Source organism: Dehalococcoidales bacterium (assembly GCA_041656115.1).
In the GTDB taxonomy this organism is placed as follows: domain Bacteria; phylum Chloroflexota; class Dehalococcoidia; order Dehalococcoidales; family UBA5627; genus UBA5627.
Genome location: JBBAED010000004.1, coordinates 81,292 through 96,658 on the forward strand (window position 1 = coordinate 81,292; position 15,367 = coordinate 96,658).

At 44.9% G+C, this 15,367-nt stretch carries 16 protein-coding genes and 1 tRNA gene; 5 read left to right on the top strand and 12 right to left on the bottom strand.

What is annotated here, in order from left to right; genetic code table 11:
• Positions 1-100: 100 nt before the first annotated feature.
• Together WC958_03735 and WC958_03740 are read left to right on the top strand one after the other, a co-directional pair.
• A complete protein-coding gene (locus WC958_03735) occupies positions 101-511 on the top strand; it encodes an archease (GenBank protein MFA5629344.1) in 411 nt (136 codons plus the stop codon).
• A gap of 15 nt (positions 512-526) precedes the next feature.
• A complete protein-coding gene (locus WC958_03740) occupies positions 527-1,972 on the top strand; it encodes an RtcB family protein (GenBank protein ID MFA5629345.1) in 1,446 nt (481 codons plus the stop codon).
• A gap of 71 nt (positions 1,973-2,043) precedes the next feature.
• Here WC958_03740 and WC958_03745 read toward each other — a convergent pair whose 3' ends face one another.
• The 5 genes from WC958_03745 to WC958_03765 form a co-directional block, all read right to left on the bottom strand.
• Positions 2,044-2,928 (bottom strand): DMT family transporter, encoded by an 885-nt coding sequence (locus WC958_03745; protein MFA5629346.1) that lies wholly within the window; start codon positions 2,926-2,928, stop codon positions 2,044-2,046.
• A 103-nt stretch (positions 2,929-3,031) separates the two neighbouring features.
• A complete protein-coding gene (locus WC958_03750) occupies positions 3,032-3,769 on the bottom strand; it encodes an amino acid ABC transporter ATP-binding protein (GenBank protein MFA5629347.1) in 738 nt (245 codons plus the stop codon).
• Position 3,770: 1 nt separating this feature from the next.
• Positions 3,771-4,595, bottom strand: a complete 825-nt coding sequence (locus tag WC958_03755) for an amino acid ABC transporter permease (protein MFA5629348.1) — start codon at positions 4,593-4,595, stop codon at positions 3,771-3,773.
• 47 nt (positions 4,596-4,642) lie between these two features.
• On the bottom strand, positions 4,643-5,377 hold the full coding sequence (locus tag WC958_03760; protein MFA5629349.1) for a basic amino acid ABC transporter substrate-binding protein: 735 nt from the start codon (positions 5,375-5,377) through the stop codon (positions 4,643-4,645).
• Between the two features lie 166 nt (positions 5,378-5,543).
• Positions 5,544-5,954 (bottom strand): NifB/NifX family molybdenum-iron cluster-binding protein, encoded by a 411-nt coding sequence (locus WC958_03765; protein ID MFA5629350.1) that lies wholly within the window; start codon positions 5,952-5,954, stop codon positions 5,544-5,546.
• Positions 5,955-6,116: 162 nt separating this feature from the next.
• Here WC958_03765 and WC958_03770 point away from each other — a divergent pair, with 162 nt between their 5' ends.
• Positions 6,117-7,280, top strand: coding sequence for a TraB/GumN family protein (locus WC958_03770; GenBank protein MFA5629351.1), 1,164 nt, complete (start codon positions 6,117-6,119; stop codon positions 7,278-7,280).
• A gap of 97 nt (positions 7,281-7,377) precedes the next feature.
• Positions 7,378-8,229: a ComEC/Rec2 family competence protein gene (locus tag WC958_03775; protein MFA5629352.1), complete on the top strand. Its 852-nt coding sequence runs from the start codon at positions 7,378-7,380 to the stop codon at positions 8,227-8,229.
• A gap of 217 nt (positions 8,230-8,446) precedes the next feature.
• Here the strand turns inward: WC958_03775 and pheA are convergent, their stop codons facing one another.
• The 6 genes from pheA to gatB all read right to left on the bottom strand — a co-directional run bounded on the left by pheA (position 8,447) and on the right by gatB (position 14,411).
• Complete coding sequence (gene pheA, locus WC958_03780) at positions 8,447-9,277, bottom strand: prephenate dehydratase (protein MFA5629353.1); 831 nt, start codon at positions 9,275-9,277, stop codon at positions 8,447-8,449.
• A 910-nt stretch (positions 9,278-10,187) separates the two neighbouring features.
• The gene (locus tag WC958_03785) at positions 10,188-10,946 is read right to left on the bottom strand and encodes a ubiquinone/menaquinone biosynthesis methyltransferase (protein MFA5629354.1); all 759 of its coding nucleotides are present in this window, start codon (positions 10,944-10,946) and stop codon (positions 10,188-10,190) included.
• 4 nt (positions 10,947-10,950) lie between these two features.
• Positions 10,951-11,862 (bottom strand): prenyltransferase, encoded by a 912-nt coding sequence (locus WC958_03790; GenBank protein ID MFA5629355.1) that lies wholly within the window; start codon positions 11,860-11,862, stop codon positions 10,951-10,953.
• A gap of 1 nt (position 11,863) precedes the next feature.
• A complete protein-coding gene (locus WC958_03795; protein ID MFA5629356.1) occupies positions 11,864-12,706 on the bottom strand; it encodes an SAM-dependent chlorinase/fluorinase in 843 nt (280 codons plus the stop codon).
• Between the two features lie 24 nt (positions 12,707-12,730).
• Positions 12,731-12,952: a preprotein translocase subunit SecG gene (gene secG / locus WC958_03800; GenBank protein ID MFA5629357.1), complete on the bottom strand. Its 222-nt coding sequence runs from the start codon at positions 12,950-12,952 to the stop codon at positions 12,731-12,733.
• Position 12,953: 1 nt separating this feature from the next.
• Positions 12,954-14,411 (bottom strand): Asp-tRNA(Asn)/Glu-tRNA(Gln) amidotransferase subunit GatB, encoded by a 1,458-nt coding sequence (gene gatB, locus WC958_03805; GenBank protein ID MFA5629358.1) that lies wholly within the window; start codon positions 14,409-14,411, stop codon positions 12,954-12,956.
• Positions 14,412-14,646: 235 nt separating this feature from the next.
• Between gatB and WC958_03810 the strand changes: the two genes are divergently transcribed.
• A tRNA-Ala gene (locus tag WC958_03810) sits at positions 14,647-14,722 on the top strand.
• A gap of 376 nt (positions 14,723-15,098) precedes the next feature.
• On the opposite strand, the gene WC958_03815 is transcribed toward WC958_03810, so the two are convergent.
• On the bottom strand, positions 15,099-15,326 hold the full coding sequence (locus WC958_03815) for a hypothetical protein (protein ID MFA5629359.1): 228 nt from the start codon (positions 15,324-15,326) through the stop codon (positions 15,099-15,101).
• Positions 15,327-15,367 lie beyond the last annotated feature (41 nt).

Consider the following 15,367-nt stretch of genomic DNA (forward strand, 5'->3'; position numbering starts at 1 on the left):
ACAAAATCGGATGCTTCTACTGACTTTTATGGTATCCCCAAAAACATCAAGACATGTGCAGTCGAGGTTATTCGTATTATGTTGTACAATAGCATTGGGAATGAAACGTTTTGAATTATTTGAACACACTGCGGATACCGGCTTTATTGCCTACGGCCGCACTTTAGCCGAAGCCTTTTCCAATGCGGCTTTAGCAATGTTTTCGGTCATGGCCGATTTAGACGAGTTTGGCAAAAAAGAAACCGTTACCGTTGAAGTGTGTGAAAACGACCTTGAAATACTCCTTGTTGAGTGGTTAAACAGTCTACTTTTTTACTTTGATACTCAGGGAATTGTCTTTACCGAGTTCAATGTCATCTCGATTAGCAAAAATTGCTTAAAGGCCGAGTGCCGCGGCGAAAAATACAACCCCAATCGGCACAGTCTTAAATTAGGGGTAAAATCCGCCACTTATCATATGTTAAAAGTGGATACGGTAAACAACACAGTTCGTGTCATTCTTGATATTTAGGAGGTAGACAAGATAATGAAAATGTTTGAAAAAATCGATGATTATCGTTGGCTTATCCCCCAAAGCTATAAAAAAGGGATGCGCGTCCCCGGGCTTATCTACGCTAACGAATCAATGCTTAAAGATATTGCCGGTGACCAATCGCCGGAGCAAGTGGCAAACGTTGCCTTTTTACCGGGGATTGTAAAATACTCGCTGGCAATGCCCGATATCCATTTGGGATACGGCTTTCCCATCGGCGGCGTTGCCGCAACAAGGCTCTCCGACGGAGTAATTTCGCCCGGCGGGGTCGGTTTTGATATTAATTGCGGGGTTAGATTATTGCGCACCAATCTCAATTACGATCAGGTTTATCCCAAAATCAAAGAACTGATGGATTCTCTTTATAAGAATGTGCCTTCCGGATTAGGTTCGCAAGGGAGGATTCGCCTTAAAAAGAACGAAATAGAAGATGTGATGGCGAACGGCTCGCGCTGGGCGGTAAAAAACGGATACGGAACATCCGGCGACCTTGAAACAACCGAAGAAAACGGGCAAATGGCAGGTGCTAACCCCGATAATGTAAGCGTCCGCGCCAAAGAAAGGGGGGCGCCTCAAATCGGAACTTTGGGCTCCGGTAACCACTTCATTGAGGTTGCCGTCGTTGATCGTATTTTTGAACCCGAGATTGCCAAAGGAATGGGGATTACTCAGACAAATCAGGTAATGCTTTTAATCCATTGCGGCTCGCGCGGGTTGGGGCATCAGATTGCCGGTGACTATACCAAGGAAATGGCTAATGCGATGTCCAAATACGGAATATATGTTCCCGACAGGCAACTGGCTTGTTGTCCGATTGATTCGCCCGAAGGGCGCGCATATCTGTCGGCAATGCGCTGTGCCGCTAATTTCGCCTGGGCTAACCGCCAGTGTATTGCCCACTGGGCGCGGGAATCCTTCTGCGAAGCCCTTGGCATGGGCGAGGGTGAAATCGGGCTGACAGGCGTTTATGACGTGTCTCACAACATCGCCAAGATGGAGAAGCATATTGTTGACGGCAAGCAAGAAACTCTTTGCGTCCACCGCAAAGGGGCAACCCGTGCTTTCCCCGCCGGACACCCCGACTTACCGGCAAAATATCAAAAGATAGGCCAGCCGGTTTTAATCCCCGGTGACATGGGCACTTTTTCATACATACTGACCGGAACCGAAAAGGGGATGCGGGAGACCTTTGGGTCCGTATGCCACGGAGCGGGGCGTGCAAAGAGCCGGGCCGCCGCCAAGCAAAGCATCAGAGGTAAAGCGGTAATGGCAGAACTGGCAAAACGCGGAATTGTTATTAGAGCCGGCAGTATATCCGCTTTGGCGGAAGAAGCACCCGAATCTTACAAAGACGTTACCGAAGTTGTTGAAGTGGTTCAAAATGCCGGTATTTCCAAAATCATTGCCCGCACGCGGCCGTTGGGGGTAGTAAAAGGATAGCAGGCGGGGATTTAGGAGCCTATTGTGCGTCTGGAATCCAAATCAGACTTGGCGGAATTATATTTAACACGCTAAGATGGCAGTTTTTTGTAAACCTTCGATGACTTCAACTGCACCAGATACATTGCCGCCAGCATCAGCGCCGCCCCCAAAACAATCTTTACCGTAAGCGGTTCGTTACCGATTAAAACCCCGAACATTCCGGCAAACAAAGGTTCAAGCGTTAAGATGACCGCCGTATGGGTGGGGGTAATCAGGGATTGCGCCCAAGTTTGAATAAAGAAAGCCAGCGATGTCGCAACAACGCCGGTTACAATAATCACAAACCATACCTGCGGATCGGTAGGGATAACAAGACCGGTCGGGACGGTAAAAAGCAGCAAAATTACAGCCATCGTCAGCATTTGAACGGTTGTAAGGTTGTAGGAATCATGCTGCGGAGACCACTTTCCCAGCCCCACGACATAAAGCGCCAGCGTAAAAGCACAGACGATTGTGAGGAGCTCTCCCGTACCGATTCCCAATCCGTTGTAGCTTATAAGAGCGAGGCCCGCAAACGATAACACTACCGCTATCCAAACATTTCCGGTTATCTTTTGCTTCATCCAAAGCCAAGCAAAAAACGGGGTTAAAATAATTGACAGCCCGGTAATAAATCCAACAACGGTAGCCGTGGAATAAACAAGGGCATATGTCTGGGTAATATAACTGGCGCCTAAAAATATGCCCAGGATTAAACCGTGCGACATCACCGGCTTATTAAGCGAGCGGATACTTCGCGGACGAATAACAATCATTACAATTGCCGCCACCGCAAAACGCAGTGCCAAAAAGTCCATTACCGGCATTCGGGCTACGGCTTGTTTAACGATAATAAACGACCAACCCCAAATAACGGTAATAAAAATAAGGGCGATAATCGCTAATTTATGAGATTTTTTCCAACCTTTAAACATACGGATAATCTAAAACACTCTTTCTTCAATAATAAAAAGGCAAAGTTAAACCAAAATCAAAATCGAATAAATATCAGTTCAATTTCTTGAAGAGGCAAGCAAACTACATTTGCAATATTTTACTGAGGAAATTTTTCGTACGCTGTTGTTTGGGGGCGGAGAAAAACAGTTCGGGAGAGTTTTCTTCAACAATATTGCCTTCATCCATAAAAATAATACGATCAGCCGCCGCCTTGGCAAACCCCATTTCATGGGAAACAACAATCATCGTCATCCCTTCTTTGGCCAGCTGAGCCATTACATCCAACACTTCTTTAATCATTTCGGGATCAAGGGCACTGGTCGGCTCGTCAAAAAGCATTACCTTTGGATTCATAGCCAGCGCACGCGCAATCGCAACGCGCTGCTGCTGCCCGCCGGATAATTGTCCGGGGAAGGCATTTTCCTTTTCGGGGATTCCGACTTTGTGAAGCAACTGCATCCCTATTTCGTACGCTTCCGTTTTTTCGCGTTTGCGAATCAAACGCTGTGCCAATGTTAAGTTATCAATCACTTTAAGGTGCGGGAAAAGATTAAAGCCCTGAAAGACCATTCCCACTTCGGAACGCACCGTGTTGATATTATGCGGATTATTCAAATCGATACCGTCAACTATAACGGAACCTTCGTCGTATTCTTCCAACCTGTTAATGCATCTAAGCATAGTGGATTTACCGGAACCGGAGGGCCCGACCACGACAACAACCTCACCCTCGTTTACTTTCAGGTCGATACCGCGCAAGGCCTCAACCTTACCGAAACGCTTGTGAACATTTTCCATTATTATAATCGGTTCGGGCATTTTATCTCTCAAATTTAGATCGTTTTTCAATATACGAAACAACTCTGGCGGCAATTAATGTCATTATAAGATAGAGTAACGCCACCATCAGCCATGTTTCAATCGGGTTAAAGTGCGCTGCCATAAACTCGCGCCCTTTTCTGGTTAAATCGGCAACCGCCACAACGCTTACCAATGAGGAATCCTTTAACAGCGCGATAAACTCATTTCCCATCGGCGGCAGAATTACGCGGAAAGCCTGCGGGAGTACCACATATCGCATGGCCTGGAAATAGCTCATTCCCAACGAACGTGCCGCTTCCATTTGCCCGCGAGGGACACTGCTTATACCTGAGCGAACAATTTCACTCATATAAGCGCCGTAACAAACCGTAATCGCCACAATTGCGGTTACAATCGGGTTAACACGATATTGAATAAGGGCTTCAATCCCCAGCCACAAGCCCAGCTTCTGAATAATAACCGGCGAAGCGAAATACCAGCCGATTAGCTGTACCAAAAGCGGAATACCGCGTACCACTTCAACATAGAGGGAAGATATTCCAAAAAAGAGCTTGTTCTTGGATAACCGCCCAAGCCCTCCCGCAAGCCCCAGAATAAGCATCAGAAAATAGGAAACCACGGTCACAACAATTGTAACCAGTATTCCCGACTTGGCAAAAACAACAATGTCTTTGAACGGGACGGGCTGCAACATAACAAGCAGTACTATTACTGCGGCAACAACTACAACCAACCACCACCAAGCATCTTGGCGTAGGTTTACTTCCCCACCGGTAACAAAGCTAAGCTCCCTATTAGGGGCATCTTTTTTATACTTTTCCATTTACCCAAAGCCTTGGGGGCATAAAGCCCCCATGCGTTACATTCTAATTAGCTAACCAACCACTTTTGGACTAATCTGTCGATAACACCATCGGCAATTGCTTCAGCAAGGGCATCGTTAATTTTGTCTACCAATTTGCTGCCCTTGGGGAAAGCGATTCCGTATTCTTCGATTGTCGGGAATTCGGCGACCGATTTAAGGTCGCTGTATTTTGAAACATAACCGCTCGCTACCGGGGTATCGCAAACAACGGCATCAAGCTGGCCGCTGCGAAGTGCAACAAATGCCATTCCGATTTCATCGTAACCGGTTACGTTAACACCGTCTACGGCGCTGGCTTCATCATCACCGGTTGTACCGGACTGTACGCCAACTTTCTTACCGACCAAATCGGAAACACCCGCTATCGCGCTGTCGGCCTTGGTAACAATAACCTGCTTAGCAATAAAATACGGATCGGAAAAATCCATATCGGTTTTTCGATCTTCTTTAATCGTAATCGACGAAATGGCGGCATCATAGGTGCCCTGAGAAACACCGGCCAGCAGGGGATCCCACTCAACATTAACAAATTCAAATTCAATGCCTGCACGCTCGGCAATTTCGGTGAACAAATCGATATCAAACCCTACGATTTGATTGGCGGCCGTGTCCACATATTCAAAAGGCGCCCAAGTGGCATCCGTTGCGACACGTATTTTACCGGAATCGGTACCACATGCCGAAAAGATTAAACTGCCAAACAAGACCATCGCTATCACGAAAGAAAACAATTTCTTCATGCCTATCTCCTTTTTGGTAATTAGTTTGATACATAATAGCAGACTTGACCGCGGTTGAAAAGTGTAGCGGCGCTTAAAAAGACAAAAGAAACAAAAAATTGTTGTCAAATTCAAATACAGCCGAAGCGTTTTAGCTCAATATCAATTGAATTTTTACGGAACTTGGCTAATATCTTCTCTTTTTATATTGCTCAACGGCATATTCCACCGTTCCCGAAACCCCGCCGAATACATACACTCCGGCTTCAACCAGAACTTGGGCCGCACCGCCCCCCATCGCCCCGGTTAAAACCGCGCCGACCCCGGTTTCGGCAACAAGCGCCGCTGACAGCCGCCCCACGCCGCGCTCGGAGTCATCTTCAACACCCTCAATCACCGTATATTCCATGGTTTCGGTATCTATCAAAATAAACCACTTGGCGACACCGAAATTAGGGTCAACTTCAGAATCCAAAGTGGTCCCTTGAGCGGAAATTGCAATATATGTCGGGTATTCAAACGAACAGCCCGACGGAAAAATTACACCTGAAGTTAGGAAGATAGCGGAAATACCCCAAAAAATAAGTTTCTTTAACATTGTCGCACCTTTACCTTTGTTAACAAAGACTGCCCCAAGCGCCCGATTTTACTTTATTGCGCTAAACGTTCATAATTTCATTATTATACTAATTATAATTCAATTCAAAATTCTATGAAAGGCACACCGAGTGCATCGTTGTGCACAGGAATATAAAAAAGCATGGATAATAATGTTACCCGCTTAGATTACAACGGGAAAGATATAATTTTAATCGCCACCGCACACGTATCCGAACAAAGTGTAGAACTTGTCAAAAAAGTTATTGAAGCAGAAAGACCGGATAGCGTTTGCGTTGAGCTTGATGAAGGCCGTTACAAAAGTATCCTAAACCCCAAAGCCTGGGAAAACACCAATATCGTCCAAATAATTAAAGAAAAAAAGGTCGGCTTTATGCTTGCCAATCTCTTTTTAAGCGCCTACCAAAAAAAGATTGCCCGTCAATTAAACGCCGTTGTCGGCAGGGAAATGATGCAGGGGATCGAAAGCGCCAAAAAAGTGGGGGCCGAGCTTGTTTTAGCCGACCGCCAAATTCAAATTACCTTTCGCCGCATCTGGAAAAAACTGGGATTATGGGGCAAGATTAAACTTTTTTACAGCTTCCTTTTTTCATTTGTTGATAGCACCAATACAAAAATAACCGAAGAAGAAGTCAACAAAATGCTGGAAGCCGATGTCTTGGAGTCGGCGATTTCCGAAATCCGTAAAGAGTTTCCCGCAATCGGGGAAGTGCTTATCAGCGAAAGAGACCAGTATCTGGCCTATAAAATAAAAGGGGCGCCGGGGAAAAAGATTGTAGCCGTCCTCGGCGGGGCACACGTTCCCGGTGTAAAAGAGGAAATCTACAAAGCGCAGGATATTGCAAAATTGACCCACGTTGCCAAGGGCAGCCCAATATTTAAAATAATCGGTTGGGCGATTCCCGTGGCAATTATCGGGCTGATTGCGTACGGATTTGTTATTAATATTCAAACCGGCTTAGGCCAGGTAGCGTCCTGGTTTTTTTGGAACAGCATCATCGCCGGCCTCTTTACAATGCTGGCACTCGGGCACCCTCTCAGTGTTCTGACTTCTATGGTCGCCTCACCATTTACTTCTCTAAATCCGCTGATTGCCTGCGGATGGCTGACAGGGCTGGTAGAGGCCTCATTAAGAAAACCGACGGTACAAGATATGAATAATATTCCCGAAGATATCTTCAGATTTAAAGGCTTCTTTAAAAACCGCTTCTTGCGGGTCTTTTTGATTATCGTAATGACTAATTTAGGCAGCTCACTGGGCGCTTTTTTGGCCGGAGCCGATATTATTCGAAAACTCTTCCAGTAGGTTTACCTCTTAAAACAACGGGCAATCGGGGTTGAAGTTAAGATGCGAGTCTTTATTTTTCGATTCCGATTAGTTTAAATGGTATGATATTCCCAATATGAGAAAAATTATCATCCCGTTATTTTTGCTGCTTGTTGCTCTCGCAATAGTGATATACGGGGTATATCAGGAAAAACCGGCTGAGCCCCCAATTTCCGGTGAAATCAGCGTTCACTTCATTGACGTCGGGCAGGGTGACGCAATTCTTATTGACTGCGGCACTACGGAAATCTTGATTGACGGCGGCGACCGCTCTTCGGGAATTGCCGAATATTTAGAGAAATACGTTGACGGGAATTTGGAAATCGTAATTGCCACTCATGCCCACGCCGACCATATCGGCGGATTACCGTCGGTTCTTGAAAGATTTACGGTTGAACAAGTCTGGTATGACGGCTACACATATTCGTCAAAAACCTTCACCGATTTTATAGCTGCAAGCACGGCAGGAGATACCGAAATACATATCGCCAAACGAGGTGACATAATCGGTATTGAAAATTTATCCCTGCATGTTCTGCATCCCGATGTTACTTCGAGCGATCTCAACAATAACAGCATTGTTCTGAGCTTTCAATACGGCGCGGTCAGCTTTTTGTTTACCGGCGATGCCGAAAAGAAAGCCGAGCAATCTATGCTGGCTTCTCCGTTTGTTTCAATCCCCAACACAGATATACTAAAAGTGGGGCACCACGGTTCAAGAACGTCATCAACCGCGGAATTTCTTTACGCTCTGATGCCGGAGGTTGCCGTCTACATGGCCAAAACCGATAACAGTTACGGGCATCCGCACCCTGAAACGATTGAAGCGCTTTTAAATATCGGCGCCGATATTTACGGAACCGATACCCATGGCACAATTATAATTACCACCGACGGCGAAACGTATTTCATTAACACCGCAAAATAATTTTAGGGTTTTTCCACTGGCTTTGATACCGGTCAGACTTCTGTAAGAACAACCGAAGACACAACCTCAACAATAGGGGAAAGATTTGAAATTAGACCGAAGAATACCAACGCAATCGAATCGGTCTACCGCAGGATGACAATAACTTTAGATAATACGACACGCTCAAACGGTAAAGTTTGGACTAAATAAAGCGGAATCAAGATTGGAGCAGCAATTATCCTTCGATAAACTGTCCCTTTTCGTAACTCCCAAGCACCTTAATAAAAGAGGCATATTGTTCCAAGTTCTTCAGGGCCCTTCGCGTTTCCGGTTTATTTATACCGGTTTCAAAATCCATATAAAAACTGTATTCCCAGTTACGGTTTATAACGGGGCGTGATTCCAATTTGGATAAGTTAATCCCCTCATCGGCAAAAACCTTCATACACTGGAAAAGGCTGCCCGGTATGTTTTTAGCCCTTAAAACAATGCTGGTTTTGTTTGCATTATCGGGATAATTTTCTTTGCCTGAAATAATCAGAAAGCGCGTATAGTTATTTTTATCTTTGCCGATATCCTTGGCAAGGATACGTAAGTCATACAACTTTGCCGAAAGGCTGCTGCTGATTGCCGCCGCATGGGTCAGCCCCTGCTCTCTTATCAAGCGAACGCTGCCGGCAGTGTCGTCCGTTTCGATACGCACTATTTGGGGGTGCCTGGTAAGGAATTCCTCGCATTGCGCCATCGCCAGCGCATGGCTGTAAACCTCTTTAATATCTTCCATTTTGACACCCGGAAGCGCCAAAAGATCAAATCTTATTTTTAAATAGGACTCTCCGACAATTTTGGCATCGTGTTTTAAAAGAAAGTCGTAATTTTCCAAAAATGAGCCGTAAATAGAGTTTTCAATGGCAACCACACCGTAATCAACCAACCCTTTTTTAACATCTTCAAAAACTTGTTGGAACGTTGCTCCCTCGATAATTTCGGAATCATCGGGGAACTTATCCCTGGCGACAATATCATGAAAGGAACCGCGCTCACCCTGTATGGATATTTTAACCATTTTAAACCCCCAAACGTTACGGCATAAAACAAAGCATTTTGCTCTAATAATATAACCCTCTGCAGAAGAGAATACAAGAGATATAAAGAATTATTGGCATTAGAGGGTATTGACATATTAATTATATCTGGTAAGATGGAATTAAGGGGATTGTAATAAAAACGGAGTTCAAGCGACGTCCCCAGTAACTTGCGAAAGGAGGGTGTGTATCGATGATTTTTGAACTGCACTGTAGATGGAATTTTCCTTACCGAGGCTCCTCGCTGGTTAGCGGTGAAGGAAACTAAAAAAGGAAACAACCCAAGATCATGATAATCAGCGGGGAGCGAGCGAAGGTTTCCGAGCTCCTCATAAAATAAAACTCCCGAAAGAGTATCTGGTTAGATAAATCAGGCGGGAGGAGTAGGAAGCGAACTAGCAGGCTCCGGTGAAAAATCCGGAGCCTGTTTTTATTTTCTGAAATTATTAAAAAAATAGCCCCAAAAAGGGTATTGACATCCGAATTATATTTGATAGAATGAGAGTAGAGGGTAATAATAAAAAAAGGAGTCCAACCAATAGCCCTCAATAACTTGCGAAAGGAGGATGTTGTTTATTAGATGCACGATATCTTAGCTCTACATTGTAGATGGGACGAAGATCCTACAAGCTCCTCGCTGGTTAGTGGTGGAGGAAGTTAACAAAGGAAACAATCAAATATCTTAATAATCGGCGAGGAGCGGGCGAAGGTTTCCGAGCTCCTCAAAAGATAGAACTCCCAAAAGAGTATCTGGTTAGATAGATCAGGCGGGAGGAGTAGGAAACGAATCAAACAGGCTCCGGTGGGAAAATCCGGAGCCTGTTTTTATTTCCAAATATTCTTAATTCAAGACAAGGGACGGTAAAAATCGCCAGCCGCCAAGCGGATTAGCTATTTAACCGCCACATGAATTGCCGCCGCACCGAAAAATAGGCGCTTAAAGGTAACTGCGGAAAACCCCGATTTCAGAAGCAAATCACTTAGTTCTTCGGCGCCGTAGTAGTTTGCCGCCGAATTACCCAAATAGGTATAGGCAATACGATTCCCCGAAACAAGCTTCCCGATAAAGGGAATAAAATGTTTGAGATAGCGGCGATGGAAATATCGGATTACCCGCGCATTGGGGCGCGGCTGGCTGGATTCGGCAATAACAAATCGGCCGCCGGGCTTTAAAACGCGCAATATCTCGGCAATATGCCTATCGGCCATCCCGTTTTTGTATGTAAGGTTACGGAAACCGAAACCGATACACAGGCAATCAAAAGAATTGTCCGGGAAGGGTATGTTGGCAATATCACCGTTAACAAAATCCACATTGTAACCGTCTTTTTGAGCCTTTTCGATTGCCACATTAAGCATCGGCTGGCTGTAATCCAAACCGGTAACTTGCAGATCGTACTTGGCAAACTTAGCAACCGTTAAAGCTAAATCACCTGTACCGCAGCATATATCGAGTACCGATTGCGGTTTGGCTTTCAAGCTTTCCCTTGCCGCCTTATTTCTCCATCCGACATCCATTCCCAAGGTAAACAAACGATTAATTAAATCGTAATTCTTGGGGATAGATTCAAAAACGTCGTTATGCAAAAAATTGCTTTGCTTGCGGCATTTATCGTTTAATAAAGCTTGGTTAGGAATATTTTCCGTCATCTTTTTAAATCACCTTATCCAAAATATATCCGATACCCAACAAAACGTGGGTTGAAAGTATAAACATAACATTACTGCCCATCGCCGGAATGAATTGATCCATATTATCGTATTGCCTGGCACCGTAAATCGTTTTGATTGCCAGCGGCAGGCTAAGGAGGGCAATTAAACAGGCCACCGGCATTATAACCGTATCGGTAACAATCGTAGCAATCACACAGCCGACTATCCAAACATAAACGGCAATTGTCATCGCCACAAAAAACTTGCTCGCTTTTTCCAACCCGAAAACAACCGGGGTGGTACGCCTTTTGCCGATTTTATCGGCCTCAACATCGGGGAATTCGTTTAGCAGTAAAAGATTATGCACCATAATGCCCGAGGGAACCGCCGCCAAAAGAACAACCCAGCTGTATTCACCGGTTTGCACAAAATAAAGACCCAGAATCGGCATAAGCCCCAGGCCGACACCCGGAGACCATTCAGGCCATGTTGTTTTTAAAATGACGGGGGTATACAAAACCAGGATTATACCGGCAACAACAACCAGCGGTATTAGCTGCCAACCGCTGACAATAAAGAAAAAGATGCCAATCCCCAAGGCAATAAGCGAAGTAACAACGCCGACACCCAGCGCTTGTTTCAACGGCAGTTTACCCTCGGGAACCATTCCGCTGCCGCCGGAAAACGGCGTGCGCTTAGTGTGCAGATCAACACCGCTTTTGTAGTCGAAATAATCGTTTATGGCGTTAACGCTGCCGTGGGTTAAAGTCAGCCCCAAACCGGCAAGCAGGGCATACCAAATATTAAAAGATCCGTAATACCAAGCAATAGCCGTTCCCAAGAAAGTCAGAACAACGGAAAGGACTAAAAATTGCGGCCTTGTTTCCTTAATCCAAAGCGCCAGTTTCCCCATATTAACTCCCCTTCAAATAATCGTATAATTTTACTGTATCACCTATCTTGGCGGCAAATATTGACACGGCACTGCCGTCTTTTAATGCAATTTCAAGATAGCCGCTTGAACCGATATAAGCCAATAGTCCGGCTCCCACGGCATAAGTTTTAGAGATTCCTTTTATCTTTTCTTGACCTATTTCAATAATAACGGAATCAAAGCTAACCGGAATATCGGCTAATTTAATGTCGGTTATCAAGTTCCCGAAGCGGTCAATATAAATAATATGCCCCATAACCGCACCTTTAGTATCAACGTAAGGTTCCGGAAGCGGTAGAACCTTCACCGTTTCCGCCGGCTCTCCAAATTCTATCGGGTTTTTCCCTAATGTAAGATAAGCCGCTATCGGCGCAAAAATATCGCGCCCGTGAAAGGTATTGCTAACCTCCGACGATAAAAAAGAACCTTCTTTAATTTTATACACCTTAAGGCCAAACTTGGCATCAAACCCGGTTTTAACAGGCAAATCCCCGCCCATCTTAGGAGACCCCAAGAGATAAGGTTTTAATACATAGCTTAGCGAGCCGTTATCAGGGGTAACAAAAAAGCCCAAGGCGGTTTCGGCAATAATAGCGGAGCGAGCGGTGCCAACCTCGGGATCCACGACAACAACATGCACGGTATCCGCAGGGAAATAGGGGGCAGTCGTTCCCAATACAAAAGCCGCCCGGAAAATATCCTGCGGCTTTATTTCATGACTGATATCAACTATTGTTACCTTGGGATTAATCCCCAGTATCACGCCCTTCATTGCGGCAACATAGCCGTCACTTAAGCCGAAATCGCTGGTTAGCGTTATCAAAGGAGTGATACCGTTAGCCCTATCTTAATTCAATTTGAGAATCAGGAGTGCGACGGCGATAAATAATATTACGATTACAACAGTCAGTTGAAAAATAGTTTTTTCCAACCCGCGCCTGGTGCGGTAAACGGAATCGGCCTGCCCGAAAATACCGCCAAGCCCGCCGCTGCCCTTTGTTTGCAATAGAATCAAAGCCACCAGCGTTACCGAAAGCACCATCTGGGCAATAATTAAATAGGTTTCCATATTATTCTTCCTCTAGTTTCTTTTTAAGTAGTTCGGCAGCCATGTTCGGGTTGGTTCTGCCTCTGGTGGCACGCATCATTTGCCCAACCATAAACTTCAGCGCCTGTTCCTTCCCCGCGCGGTAATCCGCTACCGCCTGAGGATTGGCAACAATAATTTCAGCGGCACATTTCTCAATTTCCGCACTGTCGCTGATCTGACCCAAACCCTGTTCTTTTATAATTGTATCGGCATCTTTGCCGCTGTTATACATTTCTTCCAAAACCGCTTTGGCACTGGCCGTGCTAACGGTTCCGTCAAGATTAACTTCCAACAAACGCACCAAACGCTCGGCAGGCACTTTTTGCCCAAAGCCTTCGATATCCGTGGAATTAGCATTGATTATCCCACTTATGGAACCCAAAAGCCAATTGGCGATTTCCTTCGGCGCAATATTTTTACCGGCTTTAACCGATTGTTCAAAGTATTCCGCCATTGCCTTTGCAACTGTCAGCAAGTTTGCATCGTAAAGAGGCAACTCGTACTGCGACATAAACCGGTCGCGGCGCGCTTCGGGCAGTTCCGGCAAATTCTGCCTGACTTTATCCACCCAATCGGATGAGATTGTCATCGGAGGGATATTGGGATCAGGGAAATAGCGGTAATCGTGAGCCTGCTCCTTGCTACGCTGAGAAACCGTCTTACCGTATTCTTCATCCCAACCCCTGGTTTCTTGAACAATCTTCTCGCCCTTTTCAAATGCCTTGCGCTGTCTTACGGCCTCATACTGAAGCGCTTTATAAACAGCCTTAAAACTGTTCATATTCTTAACTTCAACCTTGGTAAAGTATTCTTTGGTTCCCATCGGACGAATACTGATATTGGCATCACAACGGAAACTGCCCTCTTCCATATTGGCATTGGAAACACCGAGGTATTGCAATATACTGCGCAGTTTAACCAGATATTCACGCGCTTCTTCCGCAGAGCGCATATCCGGCTCACTGACAATTTCCATTAAAGACATACCCGAACGGTTAAAATCGGCCAGGGTATAGGATTCGCCGTTTTCGGAATGATAATGAGAAAGCCTGGCAACATCTTCTTCCAAATGTACGCGTGTTACCCCGATTTTCTTTTTTTCTCCGTCAACTTCAACTTCCAGCCAGCCGTTGGTTCCGGCAGGATATTCAAACTCCGATATTTGATATCCTCTGGCCATATCCGGATAAAAATAATTCTTGCGATCGAATCTGTTAAAGTCGGCAACGGTGCAATTTAATGCCAACGACGTCATTATCCCGAACTCAACCGCCTGTTTATTAAGTAACGGCAAAGTACCCGGCATCCCCAAGCAACCGGGGCAAACATGGGTATTGGGGGGATCTTTGGAATAGTCGGCATCACAACGGCAAAACATTTTACTTTTGGTTAACATTTGAGCGTGTACTTCGAGCCCGATTATCGTTTCAAATTCCACTTCTTTGCCCCTTTGAATTGAATAACTTATTCAGTATAACAACATTACAAATAACTGACAAGGCAATATCAGGAATATAAGAAGGGGAACAAAACAAAAATTAAAATTATTTTATGACGGTGAAAGATTGTAATATCCGTCAAAGCATTGCCGGACAGAGTCTGTTCCGACGCAAAACAAAAGGGATTCGATGGTGAGCAAAACTTATCGAAAGTATGCTATAATCTGATTTATCGGGGCTGTAGCTCAGCTGGGAGAGCACTGCGTTCGCATCGCAGGGGTCAGGGGTTCGAATCCCCTCAGCTCCACCAAAAATATGATTGTTTTAGCCACTCTTTTTGTCCCGTTTCAAAATTATTGAGCTTATTATTTGCTCTCAATATCCAGTTTTTTTATTGCCCCATACTTGCACCATTTCACACAATCTCCGCATTTTATACACTTTTGTTCATCGATTACATATATTTTCCCACGTTCCCCACTGATTGCCTCTGCCTTGCAAGCTCTTTTACATTTGTCACAACTACGGCATTTTTCAGCATCAATCTGATACCGATAATAAACTGTGACCGACTTTTCTTTAGGCTCCCTAGCTGCATTCTTTTTGAGATGAGATAGTATATCCTTTAGCATTTTACGACTTCTTCTTTCTTTAACAACCTATACATACTCCTATAAAGCTCCTGATTACAGCATTTGGCTGTAAACTTGTATTTTTGAAATGTTCCAAACCGATAGTAAGTCAAACGGCCCATCGTTCATTCTTAAGACACTTGTTGTATTTTTTATATTCCCTTGAATCAAGCCACTCACGCCTGATTCGCAAATTGGGATTTTAACCTTGGATGCTCTGCCATCCGACTGTTTCGATGCAAGCTTTGCTGCTAATGCGTATAAAACATTGATATCTGCCACTTTTATGCAATCCAATATTGGTGCATTTTTATCATAGCAAG

Bases quoted from the DNA above. Each gene is read 5' to 3' on its own strand.
- WC958_03735 (MFA5629344.1), top strand. From the start codon at position 101: ATGAAACGTTTTGAATTATTTGAACACACTGCGGATACCGGCTTTATT.
- WC958_03740 (MFA5629345.1), top strand. From the start codon at position 527: ATGAAAATGTTTGAAAAAATCGATGATTATCGTTGGCTTATCCCCCAA.
- WC958_03745 (MFA5629346.1), bottom strand. From the start codon at position 2,928: ATGTTTAAAGGTTGGAAAAAATCTCATAAATTAGCGATTATCGCCCTT.
- WC958_03750 (MFA5629347.1), bottom strand. From the start codon at position 3,769: ATGCCCGAACCGATTATAATAATGGAAAATGTTCACAAGCGTTTCGGT.
- WC958_03755 (MFA5629348.1), bottom strand. From the start codon at position 4,595: ATGGAAAAGTATAAAAAAGATGCCCCTAATAGGGAGCTTAGCTTTGTT.
- WC958_03760 (MFA5629349.1), bottom strand. From the start codon at position 5,377: ATGAAGAAATTGTTTTCTTTCGTGATAGCGATGGTCTTGTTTGGCAGT.
- WC958_03765 (MFA5629350.1), bottom strand. From the start codon at position 5,954: ATGTTAAAGAAACTTATTTTTTGGGGTATTTCCGCTATCTTCCTAACT.
- WC958_03770 (MFA5629351.1), top strand. From the start codon at position 6,117: ATGGATAATAATGTTACCCGCTTAGATTACAACGGGAAAGATATAATT.
- WC958_03775 (MFA5629352.1), top strand. From the start codon at position 7,378: ATGAGAAAAATTATCATCCCGTTATTTTTGCTGCTTGTTGCTCTCGCA.
- pheA (MFA5629353.1), bottom strand. From the start codon at position 9,277: ATGGTTAAAATATCCATACAGGGTGAGCGCGGTTCCTTTCATGATATT.
- WC958_03785 (MFA5629354.1), bottom strand. From the start codon at position 10,946: ATGACGGAAAATATTCCTAACCAAGCTTTATTAAACGATAAATGCCGC.
- WC958_03790 (MFA5629355.1), bottom strand. From the start codon at position 11,862: ATGGGGAAACTGGCGCTTTGGATTAAGGAAACAAGGCCGCAATTTTTA.
- secG (MFA5629357.1), bottom strand. From the start codon at position 12,952: ATGGAAACCTATTTAATTATTGCCCAGATGGTGCTTTCGGTAACGCTG.